The 20468-nt window shown below is 45.5% G+C and carries 18 protein-coding genes; 12 read left to right on the forward strand and 6 right to left on the reverse strand.

Translation table 11 applies throughout. The features are described from left to right. Nucleotides 1-73 precede the first annotated feature (73 nt). Nucleotides 74-1354, reverse strand: coding sequence for a citrate synthase (gene gltA, locus ACP7FG_RS07645; protein ID WP_054487363.1), 1281 nt, complete (start codon nucleotides 1352-1354; stop codon nucleotides 74-76). Between the two features lie 325 nt (nucleotides 1355-1679). On the opposite strand from gltA, the gene sdhC reads away from it, so the two are divergent. The 8 genes from sdhC (at nucleotide 1680) to sucD (ending at nucleotide 11581) form a co-directional block, all read left to right on the forward strand. Further along, nucleotides 1680-2054 carry a succinate dehydrogenase, cytochrome b556 subunit gene (gene sdhC, locus ACP7FG_RS07650; protein WP_054487366.1) on the forward strand — a complete coding sequence of 125 codons (375 nt, stop codon included), beginning with the start codon at nucleotides 1680-1682 and terminating at the stop codon, nucleotides 2052-2054. Next, on the forward strand, nucleotides 2048-2395 hold the full coding sequence (sdhD, locus tag ACP7FG_RS07655; protein ID WP_054487368.1) for a succinate dehydrogenase, hydrophobic membrane anchor protein: 348 nt from the start codon (nucleotides 2048-2050) through the stop codon (nucleotides 2393-2395). The genes sdhC and sdhD overlap by 7 nt, the downstream gene beginning before the upstream one ends. Then, a complete protein-coding gene (gene sdhA, locus ACP7FG_RS07660) occupies nucleotides 2396-4162 on the forward strand; it encodes a succinate dehydrogenase flavoprotein subunit (RefSeq protein WP_054487370.1) in 1767 nt (588 codons plus the stop codon). 15 nt (nucleotides 4163-4177) lie between these two features. Then, nucleotides 4178-4891 (forward strand): succinate dehydrogenase iron-sulfur subunit, encoded by a 714-nt coding sequence (locus ACP7FG_RS07665; protein ID WP_222236837.1) that lies wholly within the window; start codon nucleotides 4178-4180, stop codon nucleotides 4889-4891. 110 nt (nucleotides 4892-5001) lie between these two features. Further along, a complete protein-coding gene (locus ACP7FG_RS07670) occupies nucleotides 5002-7809 on the forward strand; it encodes a 2-oxoglutarate dehydrogenase E1 component (RefSeq protein WP_054487374.1) in 2808 nt (935 codons plus the stop codon). A gap of 13 nt (nucleotides 7810-7822) precedes the next feature. Then, the gene (gene odhB / locus ACP7FG_RS07675) at nucleotides 7823-9406 is read left to right on the forward strand and encodes a 2-oxoglutarate dehydrogenase complex dihydrolipoyllysine-residue succinyltransferase (RefSeq protein ID WP_273022650.1); all 1584 of its coding nucleotides are present in this window, start codon (nucleotides 7823-7825) and stop codon (nucleotides 9404-9406) included. A gap of 136 nt (nucleotides 9407-9542) precedes the next feature. Next, nucleotides 9543-10709, forward strand: coding sequence for an ADP-forming succinate--CoA ligase subunit beta (sucC, locus tag ACP7FG_RS07680; protein ID WP_054487379.1), 1167 nt, complete (start codon nucleotides 9543-9545; stop codon nucleotides 10707-10709). Then, nucleotides 10709-11581 (forward strand): succinate--CoA ligase subunit alpha, encoded by an 873-nt coding sequence (gene sucD, locus ACP7FG_RS07685; protein WP_054487381.1) that lies wholly within the window; start codon nucleotides 10709-10711, stop codon nucleotides 11579-11581. The genes sucC and sucD overlap by 1 nt, the downstream gene beginning before the upstream one ends. 13 nt (nucleotides 11582-11594) lie before the next feature. On the opposite strand, the gene ACP7FG_RS07690 is transcribed toward sucD, so the two are convergent. Next, entirely contained in the window at nucleotides 11595-11828 is a 234-nt protein-coding gene (locus ACP7FG_RS07690; protein WP_439226019.1) for a hypothetical protein, read from the reverse strand. A gap of 65 nt (nucleotides 11829-11893) precedes the next feature. Between ACP7FG_RS07690 and dps the strand changes: the two genes are divergently transcribed. Continuing rightward, a complete protein-coding gene (gene dps / locus ACP7FG_RS07695) occupies nucleotides 11894-12415 on the forward strand; it encodes a DNA starvation/stationary phase protection protein Dps (RefSeq protein ID WP_054487382.1) in 522 nt (173 codons plus the stop codon). Here the strand turns inward: dps and ACP7FG_RS07700 are convergent. The 3 genes from ACP7FG_RS07700 to ACP7FG_RS07710 form a co-directional block, all read right to left on the reverse strand. Next, a complete protein-coding gene (locus ACP7FG_RS07700; RefSeq protein WP_439226020.1) occupies nucleotides 12412-13821 on the reverse strand; it encodes a methyl-accepting chemotaxis protein in 1410 nt (469 codons plus the stop codon). The genes dps and ACP7FG_RS07700 overlap by 4 nt on opposite strands. A gap of 184 nt (nucleotides 13822-14005) precedes the next feature. Next, nucleotides 14006-15589, reverse strand: a complete 1584-nt coding sequence (locus ACP7FG_RS07705; protein ID WP_439226021.1) for a methyl-accepting chemotaxis protein — start codon at nucleotides 15587-15589, stop codon at nucleotides 14006-14008. Nucleotides 15590-15968: 379 nt separating this feature from the next. Continuing rightward, a complete protein-coding gene (locus ACP7FG_RS07710; protein WP_273024050.1) occupies nucleotides 15969-16145 on the reverse strand; it encodes a DUF6435 family protein in 177 nt (58 codons plus the stop codon). Nucleotides 16146-16408: 263 nt separating this feature from the next. Between ACP7FG_RS07710 and ACP7FG_RS07715 the strand changes: the two genes are divergently transcribed. From ACP7FG_RS07715 to ACP7FG_RS07725, 3 genes are all read left to right on the forward strand, one after another. Next, nucleotides 16409-16969 (forward strand): helix-turn-helix domain-containing protein, encoded by a 561-nt coding sequence (locus ACP7FG_RS07715; RefSeq protein WP_054488499.1) that lies wholly within the window; start codon nucleotides 16409-16411, stop codon nucleotides 16967-16969. 48 nt (nucleotides 16970-17017) lie between these two features. After that, on the forward strand, nucleotides 17018-18148 hold the full coding sequence (locus ACP7FG_RS07720) for a serine hydrolase domain-containing protein (protein WP_439226022.1): 1131 nt from the start codon (nucleotides 17018-17020) through the stop codon (nucleotides 18146-18148). A gap of 226 nt (nucleotides 18149-18374) precedes the next feature. Beyond that, nucleotides 18375-19277 (forward strand): hypothetical protein, encoded by a 903-nt coding sequence (locus tag ACP7FG_RS07725; protein WP_439226023.1) that lies wholly within the window; start codon nucleotides 18375-18377, stop codon nucleotides 19275-19277. A gap of 11 nt (nucleotides 19278-19288) precedes the next feature. Here ACP7FG_RS07725 and ACP7FG_RS07730 read toward each other — a convergent pair whose 3' ends face one another. Next, complete coding sequence (locus ACP7FG_RS07730; protein ID WP_439226024.1) at nucleotides 19289-20422, reverse strand: DEAD/DEAH box helicase; 1134 nt, start codon at nucleotides 20420-20422, stop codon at nucleotides 19289-19291. Nucleotides 20423-20468: the final 46 nt, after the last annotated feature.

The following is a 20468-nucleotide window of genomic DNA, read 5'->3' on the forward strand; positions in this document are numbered from 1 at the left end:
GATGTACACGAACTAATTAGCGATAGACATAAAAAAAGCGCTCATGAGAGCGCTTTTTTAAAACATGACGATTTTACTTTTTGATTGGTGTAAATTCGCGTTTTGTATAACCGGTATACAATTGACGTGGACGACCAATTTTTTGGTTCGCTTCGCCCATCATTTCGTGCCAGTGAGAAACCCAGCCAACAGTACGTGACAGCGCAAAGATAACAGTGAACATGTTGGTCGGAATACCAATAGCTTTCAGCACGATACCTGAGTAGAAATCAACGTTCGGGAACAATTTCTTCTCAATGAAGTAATCGTCTTCCAGAGCGATACGCTCAAGTTCCATTGCAACGTCCAATAATGGATCGTCACGGTTAAGTTCTTTCAATACTTCGTGGCATGACTCACGCATAACGGTAGCGCGAGGGTCAGTGTTTTTGTAGACACGGTGACCAAAGCCCATCAGACGGAACGGATCGTTCTTGTCTTTTGCTTTCTCGATGTATTTTGGAATGTTCTCTACTGAGCCAATTTCAGCCAGCATGCGCAGACACGCTTCGTTTGCACCACCGTGTGCAGGTCCCCATAAAGAAGCAACACCAGCCGCAATACAGGCGTAAGGGTTTGCACCCGAAGAACCGGCAAGACGAACGGTTGAAGTTGATGCGTTTTGCTCGTGGTCGGCATGCAAAGTAAAGATGCGATCCATTGCACGGGCAACTGCAGGGCTAATTTTATAATCTTCAGCTGGTACAGAGAACATCATGTTTAAGAAGTTTTCTGCATAACCTAAGTCGTTACGTGGGTAAACGAAAGGTTGGCCAATGCTGAATTTGTAGGCCATTGCTGCAATGGTTGGAATCTTAGCAATTAGGCGATAAGCGCTACGTAAACGCTGGTTTTCATCGTGAATGTCTAAATCATCATGATAGAAAGATGATAAAGCACCTGTTACTGCGCATAGCATCGCCATTGGGTGTGCGTCACGACGGAAACCATTAAAGAAGTTATGGATTCCCTGGTGCACCATAGTGTGTTTAGTAATGGTGTCTTTAAATTCGGTGTACTGTTTTTCGTCCGGCGCTTCGCCGTGTAACAGCATATAGCAAACTTCTAGATAGTCTGCTTTTGTTGCGAGCTCACCAATTGGGTAGCCGCGGTGCAGTAAAACTCCGTTCTCACCATCGATGTAGGTGATAGCCGACTCGCAAGAGCCTGTAGCCAGGAACCCAGGGTCAAAGGTGAAGTAACCATGTTTGCCCAAAGTTCGGACGTCAACTACATCCTTGCCTGCCGCTGGTGAAAGTACCGGCAACTCAATGGATTGGCCGTCAATCTGTAAAGTGGCTTTACGATCAGCCATAAGGAATTCTCCTCACTGTCTACTTTGAAAAAGTGCGCTAATTTAACTCGATCATGCCCTTAAATGTCAATTTTAATCGGGGAACATGAACCAATTATAGTCAAACATACGTAATAAACATGACGAAAAGATTACTCAGATTGAACAATTATTGAGTTACGTTAGACTTTAGTAGTAAGCCGTAATAACTGAGCGTCCAAATCTGAGTTTCTCGTTGTAATTAATGGTTTGGCTCGATATACTTTGCGCCGTATTGGTGGCATGTATCTGTGTCGCGCAAACGAAAATTGCATTTCTTTTGTGCTTTATTAAAAGGCAATCTATCGTGAAAAAAGAAAGACCTGTTAATTTAGACTTATCAACTATCAAGTTTCCTGCCGCTGCCAAAGCATCCATACTGCACCGTATTTCGGGTGTTGTTATGCTGTTCTCTCTGGCATTTTTAATTTGGGCTTTTGCTGTGTCACTTAGTGGCCCTGAAGGCTTTGCTCAAATCGAGAGTATCATGACCAGCTTTATTGCGAAGTTTATTGGCTGGGGTATTTTGACAGCGCTAGGATTTCACTTAATCATCGGTCTGCGTCACTTAGTGATGGATATGGGCTACTGGGAAGAACTCGATTCGGGAAGAATCAGTGCAAATATTTCAATTGCTCTTTCTGTCATTCTTTCCGTATTAGTAGGAGTTTGGCTATGGTAACAGCAGCAGCAACGTTTGGTCGTAGCGGTTCTCATGACTTTATCTTGTTGAGAGCCAGCGCGATCGTTATGGTTCTTTACACACTGTTCATGGCTGGCTTTTTCCTTTCTACACCAGACGTGACGTATGAAGTCTGGAGTGGCTTGTTTGCCAGTATCTGGATGAAGGTTTTTACTATGCTCGCACTGTCCGCTGTGTTGATTCACGGTTGGATTGGCATTTGGCAGGTATCAACAGACTACGTAAAAGCGGCTGGTCTCAGAGCTTTTATCCAATTAGTTTTCAGCGTTGGTCTTATCGCTGTTTGGCTCACTGGCTTATTCGTACTGTGGGGTGTTTAAGTGAACGTTAAAACTTTAGAATATGATGCAGTGGTGATCGGTGCTGGCGGTGCTGGTATGCGAGCAGCATTGCAAATTTCCCAAGAGGGAATGAGCTGTGCGTTGATGTCCAAAGTGTTTCCAACGCGCTCTCACACAGTTTCTGCACAAGGTGGTATTACCGTTGCTTTAGGTAATGCGCATGAAGATGACTGGCAATGGCACATGTTCGATACCGTAAAAGGTTCGGACTACATTGGTGACCAGGACGCTATTGAATACATGTGTAAAGCAGGTCCGGAAGCAATTCTTGAACTGGAAAATATGGGCTTGCCATTTTCACGTTTTGAAAACGGAAAAGTTTATCAACGTCCGTTCGGTGGCCAGTCAAAAGAATTTGGTGGCGAGCAGGCAGCTCGTACGGCCGCAGCCGCTGACCGTACTGGTCACGCACTTCTGCACTTGCTTTACCAGCAAAACGTTAAGAACAAAACGACCGTTTTCTCTGAGTGGTACGCACTAGACTTAGTGAAAAACCAGGACGGCGCAGTGACGGGTGTTACTACGCTGAATATTGAAACTGGTGAAGTCTATTATGTGAAAGCTAAATCTGTTGTTCTTGCGACCGGCGGTGCTGGTCGAATTTATGCCTCAACAACAAATGCGCACATTAACACCGGTGATGGTGTTGGTATGGCGCTACGTGCCGGCGTTCCAGTGCAGGATATGGAAATGTGGCAGTTCCACCCAACTGGTATTGCTGGTTCAGGCTGTCTGGTAACTGAAGGTTGCCGTGGCGAGGGTGGTTACCTGTTGAATAAAGACGGCGAACGCTTCATGGAGCGTTACGCTCCAAACGCCAAAGACCTTGCTTCACGTGACGTTGTTGCTCGTTCAATGATGACAGAAATTCGTGAAGGCCGTGGTTGTGAAGGCCCTTGGGGACCTCACCTGAAACTGAAATTGGATCACTTGGGTAAAGAGACTCTGGAAAGTCGTCTTCCGGGCGTTTGTGACTTGTCACGTACCTTCGCTCACGTTGACCCGGTAAAAGAACCAATTCCTGTTATACCAACCTGTCACTACATGATGGGCGGTATCCCGACAGACGTTAACGGTCAGGCTCTGACAGTTGACGAAAAGGGTGAAACCAAGCCTGTACCTGGTTTATTTGCTTGTGGTGAAATCGCTTGTGTATCTGTTCACGGTGCTAACCGCTTAGGTGGTAACTCATTGCTTGACCTTGTTGTTTTCGGTCGTGCGACTGGCATGCACTTAGGTGAAACATTAGCGGCGAACAGCGAAGCACGTGAATCGTCAGCGTCTGACGTTGATGAGGCAATGGCTCGTTTCAACCGTTGGGAAAATACGCAGAAAGGCGAAGACCCAGTACAAATTAAGAAAGACCTACAGAACTGTATGCAGATGAACTTCTCGGTATTCCGTGAAGGTGAAGCAATGGCTGATGGTCTTAAAGAGTTGAAAGAAATTCGTGAGCGCCTTAAGCACGCACGCTTAGACGACACGTCTAAAGAGTTTAATACTCAGCGTGTTGAATGTATGGAACTTGATAACTTAATGGAAACTGCTTTCTCTACTGCAGTTGCCGCAAACTTCCGTACAGAAAGCCGTGGAGCTCACAGTCGCGCAGACTATCCAGATCGTGATGACGAGAAATGGTTGGTTCACACTGTGTTCCGGCCAGAAACTGAAGATATGGTGACTCGTCAGGTTAATATGGCACCGAAACTGCGCGAAGCTTTCCCTCCGAAAGCTCGTACGTACTAATAGAGGGGTTCAACGATGAAAACATTGAATATTTCGATTTATCGTTACAACCCGGATGTTGATGACGCGCCGTACATGAAAGATTACACCCTAGAGGTGGAAGAAAATCAGGACATGATGGTGCTGGACTTGCTGATCAAACTGAAAGAGCAAGATCCATCGTTGGCGTTCCGGCGGTCATGCCGTGAAGGCGTTTGTGGTTCAGATGGTCTGAATATGAACGGCAAAAACGGCTTGGCTTGTATTACTCCAACTTCTGCATTGAAAGGCAGCAAGATTGTGATTCGTCCGTTGCCTGGGCTACCGGTTATTCGTGACTTAATTGTTGATATGAGCCAGTTCTATCAACAGTACGAGAAGATTAAACCGTACCTGATTAACGATGATAAAACGCCGCCGGCGCGTGAGCGTCTGCAGTCACCAGAAGAGCGTGCTAAACTTGACGGACTGTACGAGTGCATCTTATGTGCATGTTGTTCGTCATCATGCCCGTCGTTCTGGTGGAACCCGGATAAATTTGTTGGTCCGGCAGGGTTGTTACACGCTTATCGTTTCTTAATCGATAGTCGTGACACAGCAACGGACGAGCGTTTAGACGAGTTGGACGATGCATTTAGTGTGTTCCGTTGCCACGGAATTATGAATTGCGTCAACGTTTGTCCTAAAGGGTTGAACCCAACTAAGGCTATTGGACACATTAAATCGATGCTTTTGAACCGCGCAGTTTAAGTTGTTAAATTGTCGCGTCAATTTGAACGGTTGATGTTGTGGATAGCCATCCCACAAGGATGGCTATTTTTTTATAAAAACGGTTTATCTATTCAGGTGAAGGAAACGCAATGCAAGATGGTGTAATGCGTGAATGGTTAGAAACATCGCATCTAGCCGGTGGTAACGTTGCCTACATTGAACAAATGTTTGAGGCGTATCTGGATGATCCGACGGCAGTCAGTGATGAATGGCGTCAAATGTTCGATGCGTTGCCGAAAGAGAATCACATTGTTGATACCAAACTCAGCGAAGTGAGAGAGCAGTTCCGAGAAGCAGCAAAGAATAAGCTCAAGCAGTCTCAAACCGGCAGCACGACCGCCGCCGATCAGAAGCAAGTCAAGGTTTTACAACTTATCAATGCTTACCGATTCCGCGGTCATCAGCATGCCAATCTTGATCCTCTTGGTTTATGGAAACAGGAAACCGTTCCAGACCTTTCATTAAACTTCCACGATTTAAGCAAAGACGACTTAGAGCGCGAGTTTAATGTAGGCTCTTTAGCCGTTGGCAAAGACACAATGAAGCTGAGTGACATTCACGAAGCTTTAGAAAATATTTATTGTGGCTCTATTGGTGCCGAGTACATGCACATTGTTTCAACCGAAGAAAAACGCTGGATTCAGCAACGGTTGGAAGGTGTTCTTGGTCAGCCTAAATTTAAAAAAGAGCAACAAACCAAAATCTTAAAAGAGCTTATAGCAGCAGACGGGCTGGAAAAGTATCTGGGGTCTAAATTCCCTGGCGCTAAACGCTTCTCGTTAGAGGGCGGAGACAGTCTGGTTCCGTTGTTAAAAGAACTTATTTCACGCTCGGGTGAGCAAGGCGCCAAAGAAGTGGTCATTGGCATGGCTCACCGCGGTCGTCTGAACGTATTAGTGAATGTTCTGGGTAAGAAACCTCAGGACCTATTTGACGAGTTTGCCGGCAAGCATGACAGCACTAAAGGCTCAGGTGATGTTAAATATCACATGGGTTTTTCATCTGACTATGCAACACCGGGCGGCGATGTTCACTTAGCATTAGCTTTTAACCCATCGCATCTGGAAATTGTTAATCCGGTTGTTATGGGCTCGGTTCGCGCACGTATGGACCGCCTGCAAGATCCAGAAGGCAAAAAAGTACTGCCAATTACCATTCACGGTGACGCCGCCGTTGCTGGCCAGGGCGTAGTACAAGAAACCTTTAATATGTCGCAAACACGGGCTTATCGTGTTGGCGGATCAATCCGCATTGTTGTGAATAACCAGGTTGGTTTCACGACCGCAAAACAGGAAGATGCGCGTTCTACTCAATACTGTACTGACATTGCAAAAATGGTACAGGCGCCAATTTTCCACGTTAATGCCGATGACCCTGAAGCTGTCGTTTTTGTGACTCAACTGGCCCTGGATTATCGAAACGCCTTCCAGAGAGATGTCGTTATCGACTTGGTTTGTTATCGCCGTCACGGGCACAATGAAGCTGACGAGCCGAGTGCAACCCAGCCTTTAATGTACGCTAAGGTGAAAAAGCAGCCGGTTGCTCGTGAGATTTATGGCAAACAATTAATTAAAAACTCGATAGTTGATGAAGACACTGCCAAACAGTGGATGTCTGACTATCGTGACGCATTAGATAAAGGCGAAGTTGTCGTTGATGAACACCGCCCTATGCGTCAACACTCCGTTGACTGGTCACCGTATATTGGAAATGACTGGGATGTTGAGTATGACTACAAAGTCTCGATTAAAAAGCTGAAAGATCTGGGTCAGAAAATTACGACATACCCGGAAGAACATAAGCTGAACTCCCGCGTTGCAAAGGTTTATCAGGAACGTCTGAAAATGGCGAAAGGCGAAAAGTCTATGGACTGGGGTTTTGCAGAAACCTTAGCCTATGCCACCCTGGTAAACGACGGTACTCATATTCGTCTGACCGGGCAGGACAGTGGGCGTGGTACGTTCTTCCACCGTCATGCGGTGCTGCATAATCAGGAAGACGCTTCAACTTATATGCCTCTGAATAATCTGGGATCAGAGCAGGGCCAGATTGAAATTTATGATTCAGTGCTGTCAGAAGCCGCGGTTGTTGCCTTTGAATATGGTTATGCCACAGCGGAACCAAAAGCATTGGTCATGTGGGAAGCTCAGTTCGGAGACTTCGTAAACGGTGCTCAGGTTGTTATTGATCAGTTCCTAAGCTCTGGCGAACAGAAGTGGGGCCGTTTGTGTGGTTTGACATTATTGTTACCGCACGGTTACGAAGGTCAGGGGCCAGAACACAGTTCGGCGCGGCTAGAGCGTTTCTTGCAGCTTTCAGCTGATCACAACTGGTCTGTGTGTGTGCCAACGACACCGGCACAGGTTTTCCATATGATTCGTCGTCAGCACTTACGTCCTGTTCGCAGACCGTTAGTTGTGATGACACCGAAGTCATTATTACGTCATCCGTTAGCCGTTTCAGAAATGGACGATTTAGCGGATGTCGGGTTCCAGAACGCGATTGCGGAAATTGACGACCTGAATCCGAAAAAGGTAAAACGCGTGGTATTTTGCTCCGGTAAAGTCTACTACGATTTACTGAAAGAACGTCGCGAACGCGAACAAGAAGATGTTGCCCTTATTCGTATTGAACAGCTTTACCCGTTCCCTGCGGAAGAAGTGGCAGAAATTATGAAAGATTATCAGCACGTTAAAGATTTTGTCTGGTGTCAGGAAGAGCCTCAGAACCAAGGCGCATGGTATAGCAGCCAGCACCACTTCTGGGCCGCAATTCCGAAAGGAGCTCAGTTGTCTTATCGTGGTCGTAGTGCGTCAGCCGCACCAGCGGTCGGATACATATCAGAGCACAACAAGCAGCAGCAAAAACTTGTTGACGAAGCGCTAACCATTAAATAGGTGAAGATGAACCATGGCGATTGATATAAAAGTTCCTCAATTACCCGAGTCTGTTGCAGATGCAACCATTGCAACATGGCACGTAAAACCTGGCGATAAAGTGTCTCGCGACCAGAATCTGGTTGACATCGAAACCGACAAGGTTGTGCTTGAAGTCACTGCAGAAGCGGACGGTGTGCTAGGTGAGATTACTGCCGAAGAAGGCACAACGGTAAACGCTGAAGAAGTCATCGGTAAAATTGAAGAGGGCGATGGCGAATCAGCTTCTGAAGATAAATCAGAAGATAAAGATTCAGGCGACAAAAAAGAAAAGTCAGAAAAGAAAGAATCTGATTCTTCAGACGACAAAGGCTCAGACAAGAAAGGCTCCGGCGAGAAGATGGAAGTTAAAGTTCCTCAATTACCAGAGTCTGTCTCTGATGCGACAATTTCTACCTGGCACGTTAAAGCTGGTGATGCGGTAAAACGTGACCAGAACCTGGTTGATATTGAAACCGATAAAGTAGTTTTGGAAGTTGTAGCTCCGGCGGACGGCGTTTTGGCTGAAATTAAGCACGACGAAGGCGACACTGTTGGCGCTGACGATGTCATCGGCATTGTTGAAGCAGGCGGTTCTGCCGGTGGCAGTTCAAGTAAGTCTGACGATAGTAAATCTGAGTCTTCCTCAGAAAGTAAAGACGAGAGCAAAGACGACGGTGGTGACAATGAAGTAGCTGGTCCTGCGGTTCGTCGTTTGTTAGGTGAGCACGGTCTTAAGCCAAGTGACGTTAAAGGCACAGGCAAAGGCGGTCGCGTCACTAAAGAAGACGTTGAAAAACACGTGAAAGGTCAGTCTTCGTCTAAATCATCTGACAGTGGCAGCAAGCAACAGTCTTCACAGCCTGCAGTTTCAGGTGACCGAGACCAGAAGCGCGTACCAATGACACGTCTGCGTAAACGTATCGCAGAACGTCTGTTGCAAGCGAAGAACGACACGGCCATGTTGACCACGTTTAACGAAATCAACATGAAGCCTATTATGGACTTGCGTAAGAAATACAAAGACGTGTTTGAAGAAACGCACGGCACGCGTCTTGGCTTTATGGGCTTTTATGTCAAAGCTGTAACAGAAGCATTGAAACGCTTCCCAGACGTGAACGCATCCATTGATGGCGACGATATTGTTTACCACAACTTCTTCGACATCAGTATTGCTGTATCGACACCTCGTGGTCTGGTAACGCCAGTTCTGCGTGATACTGACCGCCTAAGCATTGCGGACATGGAAAACGGTATTCGTGACCTGGCCATTAAAGGTCGTGACGGTAAGTTGACTATGGACGAAATGCAGGGTGGTAACTTCACCATCACTAACGGTGGCGTATTTGGTTCGCTGTTATCGACACCAATCTTGAACCCACCACAAAGCGCTATTCTGGGTATGCACAAAATCCAGGAGCGTGCCATGGTGGTGGACGGTAAGATTGAAATCTTACCGATGATGTACTTAGCTCTCTCTTATGACCATCGAATCATTGATGGTAAACAATCGGTAGGTTTCCTGGTTACCGTGAAAGAGTTATTGGAAGATCCTCAACGTCTTATCCTGGATATCTAAAGACGCTGAGAACCAGCCGCAACGCTAATTGAGCTTGCGGCTGTTAATTATGCGCCGATCACGTTAAAATTCGGCGCGGTATTCGGGTAGGCAGCACTTCGCTGCTTAAGTTGTTTCAACGAATCGGAAGAGCATCATGAATTTGCATGAGTATCAGGGTAAGCAACTCTTTAAAGAGTTTGGTTTACCAGTATCTGAAGGTTTTGCTTGCGACACTGCTGATGAAGCGGTAGAAGCGGCAAAACGTATTGGTGGCGACATTTGGGTCGTCAAATGTCAGGTTCACGCTGGTGGCCGCGGTAAAGCGGGCGGCGTGAAATTAGTGAAAAGTTTAGACGATGTTCGCGCATTTGCTGAGCAGTGGTTAGGTAAAAACTTAGTAACTTTCCAAACCGACGAAAAAGGTCAGCCGGTTGCTAAGATTTTAGTTGAAAGCTGCACTGATATCGCAGACGAGCTTTACTTAGGTGCAGTTGTTGACCGTGCTTCACGCAAAATCGTGTTCATGGCATCGACCGAAGGCGGCGTAGAAATCGAAACCGTTGCTGAAGAAACACCGGAAAAAATCCTGAAAGCTGAAATTGACCCAACGGTCGGCGCGCAGCCATACCAAGGTCGTGAATTAGGCTTTAAACTGGGTCTGACTCCAGACCAGGTTAAGCAATTTACTAAGGTCTTCTTAGGCTTGGCTAAAATGTTCGAACAGTACGACTTAGCCCTGTTAGAAATTAACCCATTGGTTATCACTGACGAAGGCAACGTTCACTGTCTTGATGCGAAAGTCGGCATCGACAGCAACGCATTGTACCGTCAGCCTAAAATCCGTGAAATGCACGATCCGTCACAAGACGATGCGCGTGAAGCGGAAGCAGCTAAATGGGAACTGAACTACGTAGCGTTAGACGGCAACATCGGTTGTATGGTTAACGGCGCAGGCTTGGCGATGGGTACGATGGACATCGTTAAACTGAGCGGCGGCGAGCCAGCTAACTTCCTTGACGTAGGCGGCGGCGCGACAAAAGAGCGTGTTTCTGAAGCGTTCAAAATTATCCTGTCTGACAGCTCAGTTAAAGCCGTATTTGTTAATATCTTCGGCGGTATCGTACGTTGCGATATGATTGCTGAAGGTATCATCGGTGCTGTTGAAGAAGTGGGCGTTAAAGTACCAGTGGTTGTTCGTCTTGAAGGTAACAACGCTGAACTGGGTACCCAGAAATTGAACGAAAGTGGCCTGAACATTATCGCTGCAGAGAGCTTATCTGATGCTGCCGATAAAGTGGTTGCTGCGGCAGGAGGTCAATAATGAGCATTTTGATCGATAAAAACACCAAAGTAATCTGTCAGGGTTTCACTGGCGGTCAGGGTACTTTCCACTCTGAGCAAGCAATTGCTTACGGTACGCAAATGGTTGGCGGTGTAACACCTGGTAAAGGTGGTCAAGAGCACTTAGGCCTGCCTGTATTCAACACAGTAAAAGAAGCAGTAGAAGCAACTGGCGCAACTGCATCAGTTATCTACGTACCAGCACCTTTCTGTAAAGACTCAATCATCGAAGCAGCAGACGCTGGTATCGAACTGATTGTTTGTATTACTGAAGGTATTCCTACACTGGATATGCTTTACGTAAAAGAATACCTGACGCACAAAGGCGTGCGTATGATTGGTCCAAACTGCCCGGGTGTTATCACTCCGGACGAGTGCAAAATCGGTATCATGCCTGGCCACATCCACAAGAAAGGTAAAGTGGGTATCGTGTCACGTTCAGGTACATTGACGTACGAAGCGGTTAAGCAGACTACTGACGCAGGCTTTGGTCAGTCTAGCTGTGTTGGTATCGGTGGCGACCCTATCCCGGGTTCTAACTTCATTGATATTCTGGAGCTGTTCGAAAAAGATCCAGAAACCGAAGCTATCGTAATGATTGGTGAAATCGGTGGTACAGCAGAAGAAGAAGCGGCAGAGTACATTAAAAACAATGTATCTAAGCCGGTTGTTTCTTACATTGCTGGTGTTACTGCTCCTCCGGGCAAACGTATGGGCCACGCTGGTGCCATCATTGCCGGCGGTAAAGGTACTGCTGACGAGAAATTCGCTGCACTTGAAGCAGCAGGCGTTAAAACTGTACGCAGCCTGGCCGAAATTGGCAAAGCTGTTGCAGAGAAAACTGGCTGGTAATAACCCGCCAACGCTAAAACAAAACCCGGCCTTCGCGCCGGGTTTTTTGTGTCTGCTTTATAAGGAAGAAAGGCGGAATAAGACAAGAACCGGTTGGTTGTTGTAGTTTTGCTATGTCAGGGACGCTACGAGCACTTCCGTGTGGGCTTGACGAAGGCCATCCATGGCCTTCGACACCCTGACATAGCAAAACTACAACACCAGACACCAGCCCTTGTCTTACTCCGCCTTTACCGCGCTCAGCCACAAAGCGATCTTCCTGGAAATTTTATGCGTAAGCTTAGTTGATACGTTAATAAATCAGGAGGCAATATGAGTAGCAATAATGCAAGCCAAGTTGCAGACTTTACAGCACCGGGAATGAACAGTGAGTCGGCGGATAAGGTCATAGCAATTCTTGATGATCGCTTAGTCGCATTGCTTGACCTGCAATTAACACTAAAACATGTGCATTGGAACGTTGTAGGACCAAATTTTATTGGTGTGCATGAGATGTTAGACCCTCAGGTCGACGCCGTACGTGAAATGACCGATACCATAGCAGAGCGAATTGCTACTTTAGGTGGAGTTCCAGTAGGTACGCCTAAAGCGATTGCAGAGCGTCGCAGATGGGAAGACTACTCTTTAGGTAAAGGGTTAGTGGCAGAGCATTTAGTTGCTCTGGATAAGGTTTATAATGGCGTTAACGGTGACCACCGCGAAGCGATGGAAACATTAGCTGAGCTCGACCCGGTATCAGAAGACATGTTAACCGGGCAATTAGCAGAGCTCGAGCAGTTTCAGTGGTTCGTTCGGGCGCATATTGAATCGTCCTCTGGCGAATTGAAAAGCTAGTCTTCTTCAAAGGCTTCAACCAGCGAACGAAACTCACGTAAGCGGGTTTTAATCGCTTTAACTTCACCTTCTGTATCACGGGTGAGTTTGTTTGCGCTACGCACGTTGTCGTTGATGGATATCATGCTGTCTTTTACTTCTGAAACAGCACTTGTATGTTCTTCTGCGGCAACGGCTATTTGCGTCATACGATCATTAATTCCCGTTACGGCTTCAGTGACTTCGTAAACCTGTTGTTCTGATTTTCGGCCCAACTCTCCACATTCCTCTGCCAGATCGCGTTGCTCAAACATTTTATTACGCCACGTACTCATTGACTGGGTCATGCGGTTTACGGTCTCTTCTATTTGATCAACGGCCTGTTGTGTTTTTTGGGAAAGGGCACGAACTTCATCGGCAACTACGGAGAAGCCGCGACCATGTTCGCCGGCTCTGGCACTTTCAATAGCGGCATTCAAAGCCAATAGATTCGTTTGTTCAGCTATTGCGTCAATTTTTTCGCTGACTTCTTTCACTGAGTCAGCATTACGAGACAGCTCTTCTGTTTGTCTGGCGCTTTCGCTAACAACACTTACCAGCTTAGTAATTTTCTTGCTGCTATCGGCAATAAAATCAGCTGCGTTCTGAGTTTGCTTGCTAACGTCACTGCAGGCACTGGAGGAATCATTTGCGTTGCGCGCAATTTCATCAACGGTTTGCCCCATCTGCTCCATAGAAGTAGCAATTTGCTCAATGTCTTGCACCGTTTGTTCGGTAGCATCCGCTGTCTTTGATGCATTTTCGGCGGTTGAATTGACCGATTCCGCCAACACGTCATTACCTTCACTTAGACGAGCGGTAAGAGCAAGTAATGATGAGTCGCGCAAGGCAAGCTCATACATCGCTCTTCCCATTGGAGAAGAACTACCGAATATCTCGTGTTGAGTTTTGGCAGTAGAACCATCCGCATCGGCTAAGGCTTTTGTCCACCTACGTGTGTTCTTCCAGTTACGAAATGGACGAGTTAGCCATTGAAACCAATGAGTTCGCCTTCTATAAACATTTTTAGCTGCTGAAGCGTATTCACTGTCTGCCTGGTGCATTAACCATTGACTACCTGTGACTTTGCCACGGCGGAATATTCCGCGAACAATAACATCAAACCAAACAGTGCCTCGCTCGGGAACATTAAAAGGGACAATGCCTCGCCAGGGGACTTCGCGTTTTAATGAGGTATTGACCTCTTTAATCACTTTATCGGGTAGAGCGTTACTGTCGACAAGTTCAGTTAAAGGTTTTTTCAGTAACTCGTCTTTGTCTTTTTTCATCAGACCCTGAATATTTTCTGGGCAGTGCGATACTTGCTGATATTCATTAAGGCTAAAAACGAATAATGTATCTGCGCCCCAGCTAAAGCTTCTGTTCATGATAAAAGTCTCTACTGTTGCGAAAATTCTTCTCTTTCTAATAGTTAAAGTAGAAGTTGTGTGGTGTTTTTCAAATATTAAACTGCAGTTAGAAAGTAATTAGAATTCGGTAGAGTTTTTTTTGGGGGGAGTTAAATTCAAAGTTATGACACCGGGAGTAGTCCCAGTGTCATACATAGGAGCCTTAGTAATTGGCTTGCTGAGTATCCCAGAATTGATTGGTTAACTGATCGAGTCGCCTTGTAATATTGACAGTTTTGTCAGTTACATCGCTACTTAGCTTAGCTGCGTCCAGGTTCTGCTCAGAGCTTGTCTTAATGCTTGTCACGCTTTCACCGATACTCTGCGCAACTTTACTCTGTTCATCAACGGCCTGTGCTATCTGGTCGCTCATGTGGGAAATGGTGTTGATCACCTTCAGAATTTCCTCTAAATGGGAGGCTGTTTCCTTGCTTTTGCTGACACTGTCCTCCGCCATTAGTTCGCCCGCTTCCATGACACTCACTGCATTTTTGACACCATTTTGCAGTGTTTCAATTACTTGTCTTATTTCTTTGGTGGAATTTTGCGTTCGATTAGCTAATGATCTTACTTCGTCAGCAACAACAGCAAAGCCACGCCCATACTCACCAGCTCTGGCAGCCTCAATAGCCGCATTTAAGGCTAATAAGTTTGTCTGATCGGCAATACCCAAAATAACATCAAGAATTTTTTCAATATCGATGCTACTTTTTGAAACTTCATTAATGACGCGTGAGGCGTTATTAATCTGTGCCTTTAATTCGGATATTGCAGCGGCATTTGCGTCGACGACATCTTTGCCGGTTTTCACTGTCGTTAGTCCGCGAATTGATGCAGTCGATGTTTCTTTGGCACTGTCGGCCACGCTACCAATGCTCATTGACATTTGATCAACAGCAGTAGCAACATGCTCAGTCTGTTCAAACTGCTGCATAGTCCAAGTTTCAGATTGATTCACCGCCGCACTCAAGTTTGTGGCGTTGTCGTTTAGCGCTTCTGACATATCATTTATTCGGCCAATTAGGGCCGCATTTTCGGACTCTAGCTTTTTTATAGTCAACAAAATTGAACCGACCTCATCAGAGCGGCCGGTATAGACATAGCGAGCGACTTTATCGTCGGTTATCTTTTTAACTTGCTTAAGTGCTGCTCTCAGGGGGGCTAACCATATCAGAGTGAAAAATGCACTTATGAGCGAGGCAATAATACAAGCGACTAGAAGCGCTATACCGGAGCCGTGTAATAGGTAAGTTACAATAGGTATTAACGTTGGCAGTGCAATACTCGCCAATAACTTAGTTGTTAAAGAGGTGGAGGTTTTAACACCGCGGGGTGTTTGACCCTTATTAATGAGTGCATAGACTTTTTTGGCTCGCTCGATATGTTGAGGTTGGGCCTTACGGCGAACAGATTGGTACTCTTCAACCTGACCATTTTTCTTTATAGGTGTAGCGTAAGCATCAACCCAATAGTGATCTCCGTTTTTACAACGGTTTTTGACAATACCCATCCATGATTTTTCTGCTTTAAGATCAGCCCAAAACATTTTAAAAACGGGTGAAGGCATGTCGGGATGTCTGACAATATGGTGGTTCTTGCCAATAAGCTCTTCTTTTGAGAAGCCGCTAATATCTATAAAATCCTGGTTTATGTAAGTAATCTGACCTTTAAGATTAGTCGTCGAAAGAATATTAGACCGGTTCGAGAATTCAAGTTCTACACCAGTAATAGGAAGGTTCGTCTTCATGTGTACCTTGTGAAGTGCTAAGACTCAAAAAACTGAAATATAATCTGAATCGCAATTAAGTTGAGTGTAGATTCAATTCTATTTTTAGCGTTATTTTAAGGTTATTAACACTTACAATTCGGCTATATATAATTGATTTATATCAACTATTTAACTTCGGTTTCAGAAACTCTTTATCCTGCTCTTATTGAGCGTGTCACATTACGAGCCGGTGAGAAATTTGGTTCACAGGGAATAAAATATTTATGTCAAAATGTATGGTTGTTGAATTTGGAATTAAGGAAGCTGACGAGCAATGAAGACAAGGGGGATTTAGGTTATTGCTAAAAGTGCGGTAGGCTAAAAGCGGGTTGCCAGTTAGCAACCCACCACTGCAAGCTTATTTATTCTGACTTTCCAGTGCCTGAATTTTATTCCAAAGCTCGTCTGCTTGCTGACTGATATGGGAGCTATCGCGAATGTTCCCGTTACGCTGCATCTCCATCGCTTTTTCTTGCAGTTGCTTTAGGTCTTTGCGCATTTTCTTCGTAGGGTCTGACTTAAAAAGTCCAAACATTAATGATTGCCTCAAATTACTAAGTGTATTTAGCAATACGGCAAGTCAGGGTTAAAAGTTCTGCATGTAAAGCATAAGAATAATATGATGTTTTTAAGCTAAATTTTTTCTTTGGAGTTACTGTCGGTATATTGTTGCTTAAGTGTACTTTTTGAGCGATCAAAGCGAATGACAGGAACATGACATGGCAATGTCGTAACAATGTCCGGTGCTTTTAGATAATGTTTTATCCGAACTATCGGGCAACAGAGCTGAATACAACAATGAAAAATACCAAATTCGCAGAGCGGTTAACTTACCAGCGCAAGTTAAAAGGACTCTCGCAGGAACAGCTTGCTGAGAGCACCAGGGTAACCGTACGTACCATTCAACGCTTGGAAAAAGGTGAGGTCACACCCCACTTAAGAACAGTAAAGCTACTAGCGGCGGCACTCGAGTTAGATGTTGACGATTTGCTTGAACTGGATGACCCTCGCAACGAGAATATTCAAACAAAGTGGCTGCTATTAATGCACTCATCGCCATTTATTGGTTTTGTGGTGCCATTTCTCAATATCTTGTGCCCGCTGTTTATTTGGATCCATAAGCGTGAAGATAACCCCTTGTATGACGCTCATGGCCGTGCGGTTATTAACTTTCAAATAACCATGATGCTCATTTACGCACTTGCTTTTGTTGCACTACTTAGCGTCGAAGGGTTTGGCTTTTTATTCTTTATTGCCGTGATCCCTTATACCGCCTTAGTTATGTTGGCTAACGTTATCGCTGTGATAAAAGCACGAAGGTATTTTTACCCCAGTATTCCTTTCCTTGGCAAAAAATAGCTGGTAGCAAAGCTCTCCATTTAAAAACGATTTAATAAAGGAACAATCATGAAAGCAATAATTTATTATTTGCTGCTGGCTACGCTTGTCTGTTTTTCAGCAAGTGAAGCGGTAGCACAGTCCAAAGTTACTGATGAAAAAATTCAGGAATTTCAGTCTTATCTGAGTGACTTTCGTAAAGAGAACAAAATTCCAAGTTTGTCCGTTGCGGTGGTAAAAGACCGTGAAATTATTCTGCTTGAGAGCATTGGCTTTCAAGATCACGACGCCGAAGAATCAACGACGGAAGACACATCGTACCTTGCTGCTTCTATCACAAAAACGTTCACGGGTGCGACGTTACTGGCCATGGAGGCTGACGGGCACATTGATCTCGATGCGGACTTTACGACTTTAAGTGACTGGGGCAGACGCTGCCACTGGCTGACAACAAGCGGCACTATCTTTGGTGGAGGCACTCTGGATAACGGCTATCAAGTACCCACGGTAGAATGTGACCAAGTGATAACTCTGCGTCATGTCCTTCAACATCAGGTACAGGGTGAGCCAGGCACAAGCTTCTTCTACAACCCCATTGTGTTTGGCCGTTTATCTAACTGGGTTGAGGAAAACACGAATAAAAGTTGGCGCTACTGGATGAAAAAATACGTTATTGAAGCCGGAGATTTAGAGGGTATAGCCGCTGGTTGGCGAGACCCGGCTGCCAGTGAGGTACTGACTCATATTGCACCGCCTTTTCGCCATGCGCCTGAACAGTCTGATGGGCTTGCAAATTCAGTATTACCAAACACTGAACTTAACGCAAGCTCAGGCATTATCGCCAGCGCAAAAGCACTTGCTCATTATTCTATAGCCCTGGGTGAAGAAAAAATTCTCCCTGAATCTTTGAGACAGAAAATGTGGACGCCGGCAAAGGATAAAGAGGGTAACCCAATGCCTTATGCCTATGGCTGGTTTGTCCAGAATTGGAAAGGGCATAAGCTAGTTTGGCATGGTGGCTGGTGGCCGGATGCGTATGCCGGACTCCTACTAAAGGCACCTGATGATGGACTAACCTTAGTGGCGCTCGGAAACACCGACGGACTGCGACACGAGGTTAATAGTCTGACTAGCGCACAAATAGAAAGGAACCCACTGGCGTTAAAGTTTTTAGAGCTATTTGTTGAACAGTCGCAGTAATGAGTGCGTGTTACTCTATATTAAAAACTTAGCAAGAGCTGGGACTTGATGTCACCGTTGAAGCCGTTATAGCAGGCATAATGGCTTCATTGAGCTTTAAATTGTCGGACATGGTTTATGTTTCTCAGTTAAATCGAATAGCTGAAATTAAAGCAAAAAAGGCTTACAAAAAGAAAACTTAATGCTAGGTTAGTGATTACAATATAACCAAGAGGAATGGATTCTGATGAAAAAAGCTATTGTTTTCATACTACTATTGGCGTGCCCGGTTCTTGTTGTTGCTGCTGAACCAAGCTGGCAACCCTTTATTTTGGAAAAGGGTTTAATCAAATTTAAAGTTTATGTTGAAGGTGTTGAAGGCTATGCAATTGTTGATACTGGAAGGGAAAGAAGTTCAGTTAATAAGGCCTTTATAGAGGACAAAAAATTAAGCACTGACGTATTAAACTATGTGAAAGTATCGGGCATTTTTGGAGACAAGCGAAGACCTCGTTATAAAGATGTCGATATAGAAATTAATGGTGTTACCTATCAACAAAACCTCTATGAAGTGAGTTTTGGCCCACCTAGAAATGCTGTGATGCTCGGCGCAGACTTTTTAAAGAATGTTGTTGTTGATATTGACTATCGCAACCAAAGAATCCGCTTTTTTTCCAATCGCGATGAAATTGACCTTGTGAGTAACGTTCCATTCACTAAGCAACGTGAGACAGGCTACCCTATTATTCTAGTCAATTTAAACGATGAAGATGAGCGTTGGGTTATTCTGGATACTGCTCATAGTGGCGGTGTACTTTTGGAAAAAAGAGTTGCGACACAAAATAACTGGTTCGAGCGCTTTAGTTCTAGTTCCTCGTTAGTGATGGGAGTCAACAGTATGGGTTACCACAATGTTATTGACTTACCAAAGATAAAGCTGGGCCCGTATGAAGTTGAAAAAGTCCAGGTAGCTGTCCCTGAGATTAATCGACTGTTTCGTATTACCAGTCAGTACGAGCAAGAGCATTCCAGAATTCGAGGGCGTCGAGTGGAAGGCCTCATAGGTTATGAGGCACTGAAACACTTTAGACTGTTATTGGATTATCGTTCTGGCAGTATCGAGCTGTCACAGGCTCAAGCTTCCGAATAAATTCTGATTTTTTAGATGTTCCCGTGGCCAGGCGGTTTACTTTGTTCAATCGGCTGGCCTATAAGCTCCTCAATGGCTTTCAGCGCGGGGGAGTCCTCGTCCGTAACCAGAGAAATAGCATGGCCAGTTTGACCGGCACGACCGGTTCGGCCAATGCGGTGGACGTAGTCTTCCGCAACATGAGGGAGGTCGTAATTGATCACGTACGGCAGCTTTTCAATATCGATGCCACGCGCGACGATATCGGTTGCGATAAGCACTTGCACCTTGCCACTTTTAAAGTCAGCCAACGCTTTAGTACGGGCGCCCTGACTTTTAGCGCTGTGAATAGCCGCTGCCGAGAAGCCGGCTTTATCCAGTTGTTTAACTAATCGATTAGCCCCTTGCTTGGTGCGTGAAAACACAAGGACTTGGGGTAAGTCGAGGCTTTTCAGCAGTTTTAATAACAGCCCCAGTTTTTGGCTTTTTTGTACTTCATACACTGTTTGCTTAATAGGCTCGGCTGTTGCGTTGGGCGGTGCCACGGCAATTTCTACCGGGCTTTTAAGCAAGCCTTTAGCCAACTCACGAATGTCATTGGAAAACGTCGCTGAGAACAGAAGCGTTTGGCGCTTAGGTGGCAGTAACTTAATAATTTTCTTAATGTCGTTAATAAAGCCCATGTCGAGCATGCGGTCGGCCTCATCCAGCACCAGCACTTCTAACTTGGGGAAACGAACCGCGTTTTGTTTGTATAAATCCAGCAAGCGGCCTGGGGTTGCCACCAGAATATCCGCGCCTTTACGAAGCTTCATCATTTGTGGGTTAATTTTCACACCACCAAACGCCACCGCGTAATTCAATGGCAAACCGGCGCTTAAGTTCGCAACACTTTCACCCACCTGAGCTGCTAATTCGCGAGTTGGCGTTAAAATAAGCACACGCGCTGTGTTTGCCTTGGCACGTTCGTTACTTTTCAGAAGCTCTAAAATAGGCACCGTAAAGCCTGCCGTTTTGCCTGTACCCGTTTGCGCTGCTGCCATGACGTCTTTCCCTGCAAGCACCAAAGGAATAGCCTGTGCCTGAATGGGCGTAGGTTGGCTATAACCCTGACGTGAAAGGGCGGTAAGCATTTCCGTGGAAAGTCCGAGATCAGAAAAAGTCATGTATTAATGTGCAATTTAATGGGGATTAGAGCGTGTATTCTACCCC

It is taken from the genome of Idiomarina sp. ST10R2A5 (assembly GCF_051842325.1).
Taxonomy (GTDB): Bacteria; Pseudomonadota; Gammaproteobacteria; order Enterobacterales; family Alteromonadaceae; genus Idiomarina; species Idiomarina abyssalis.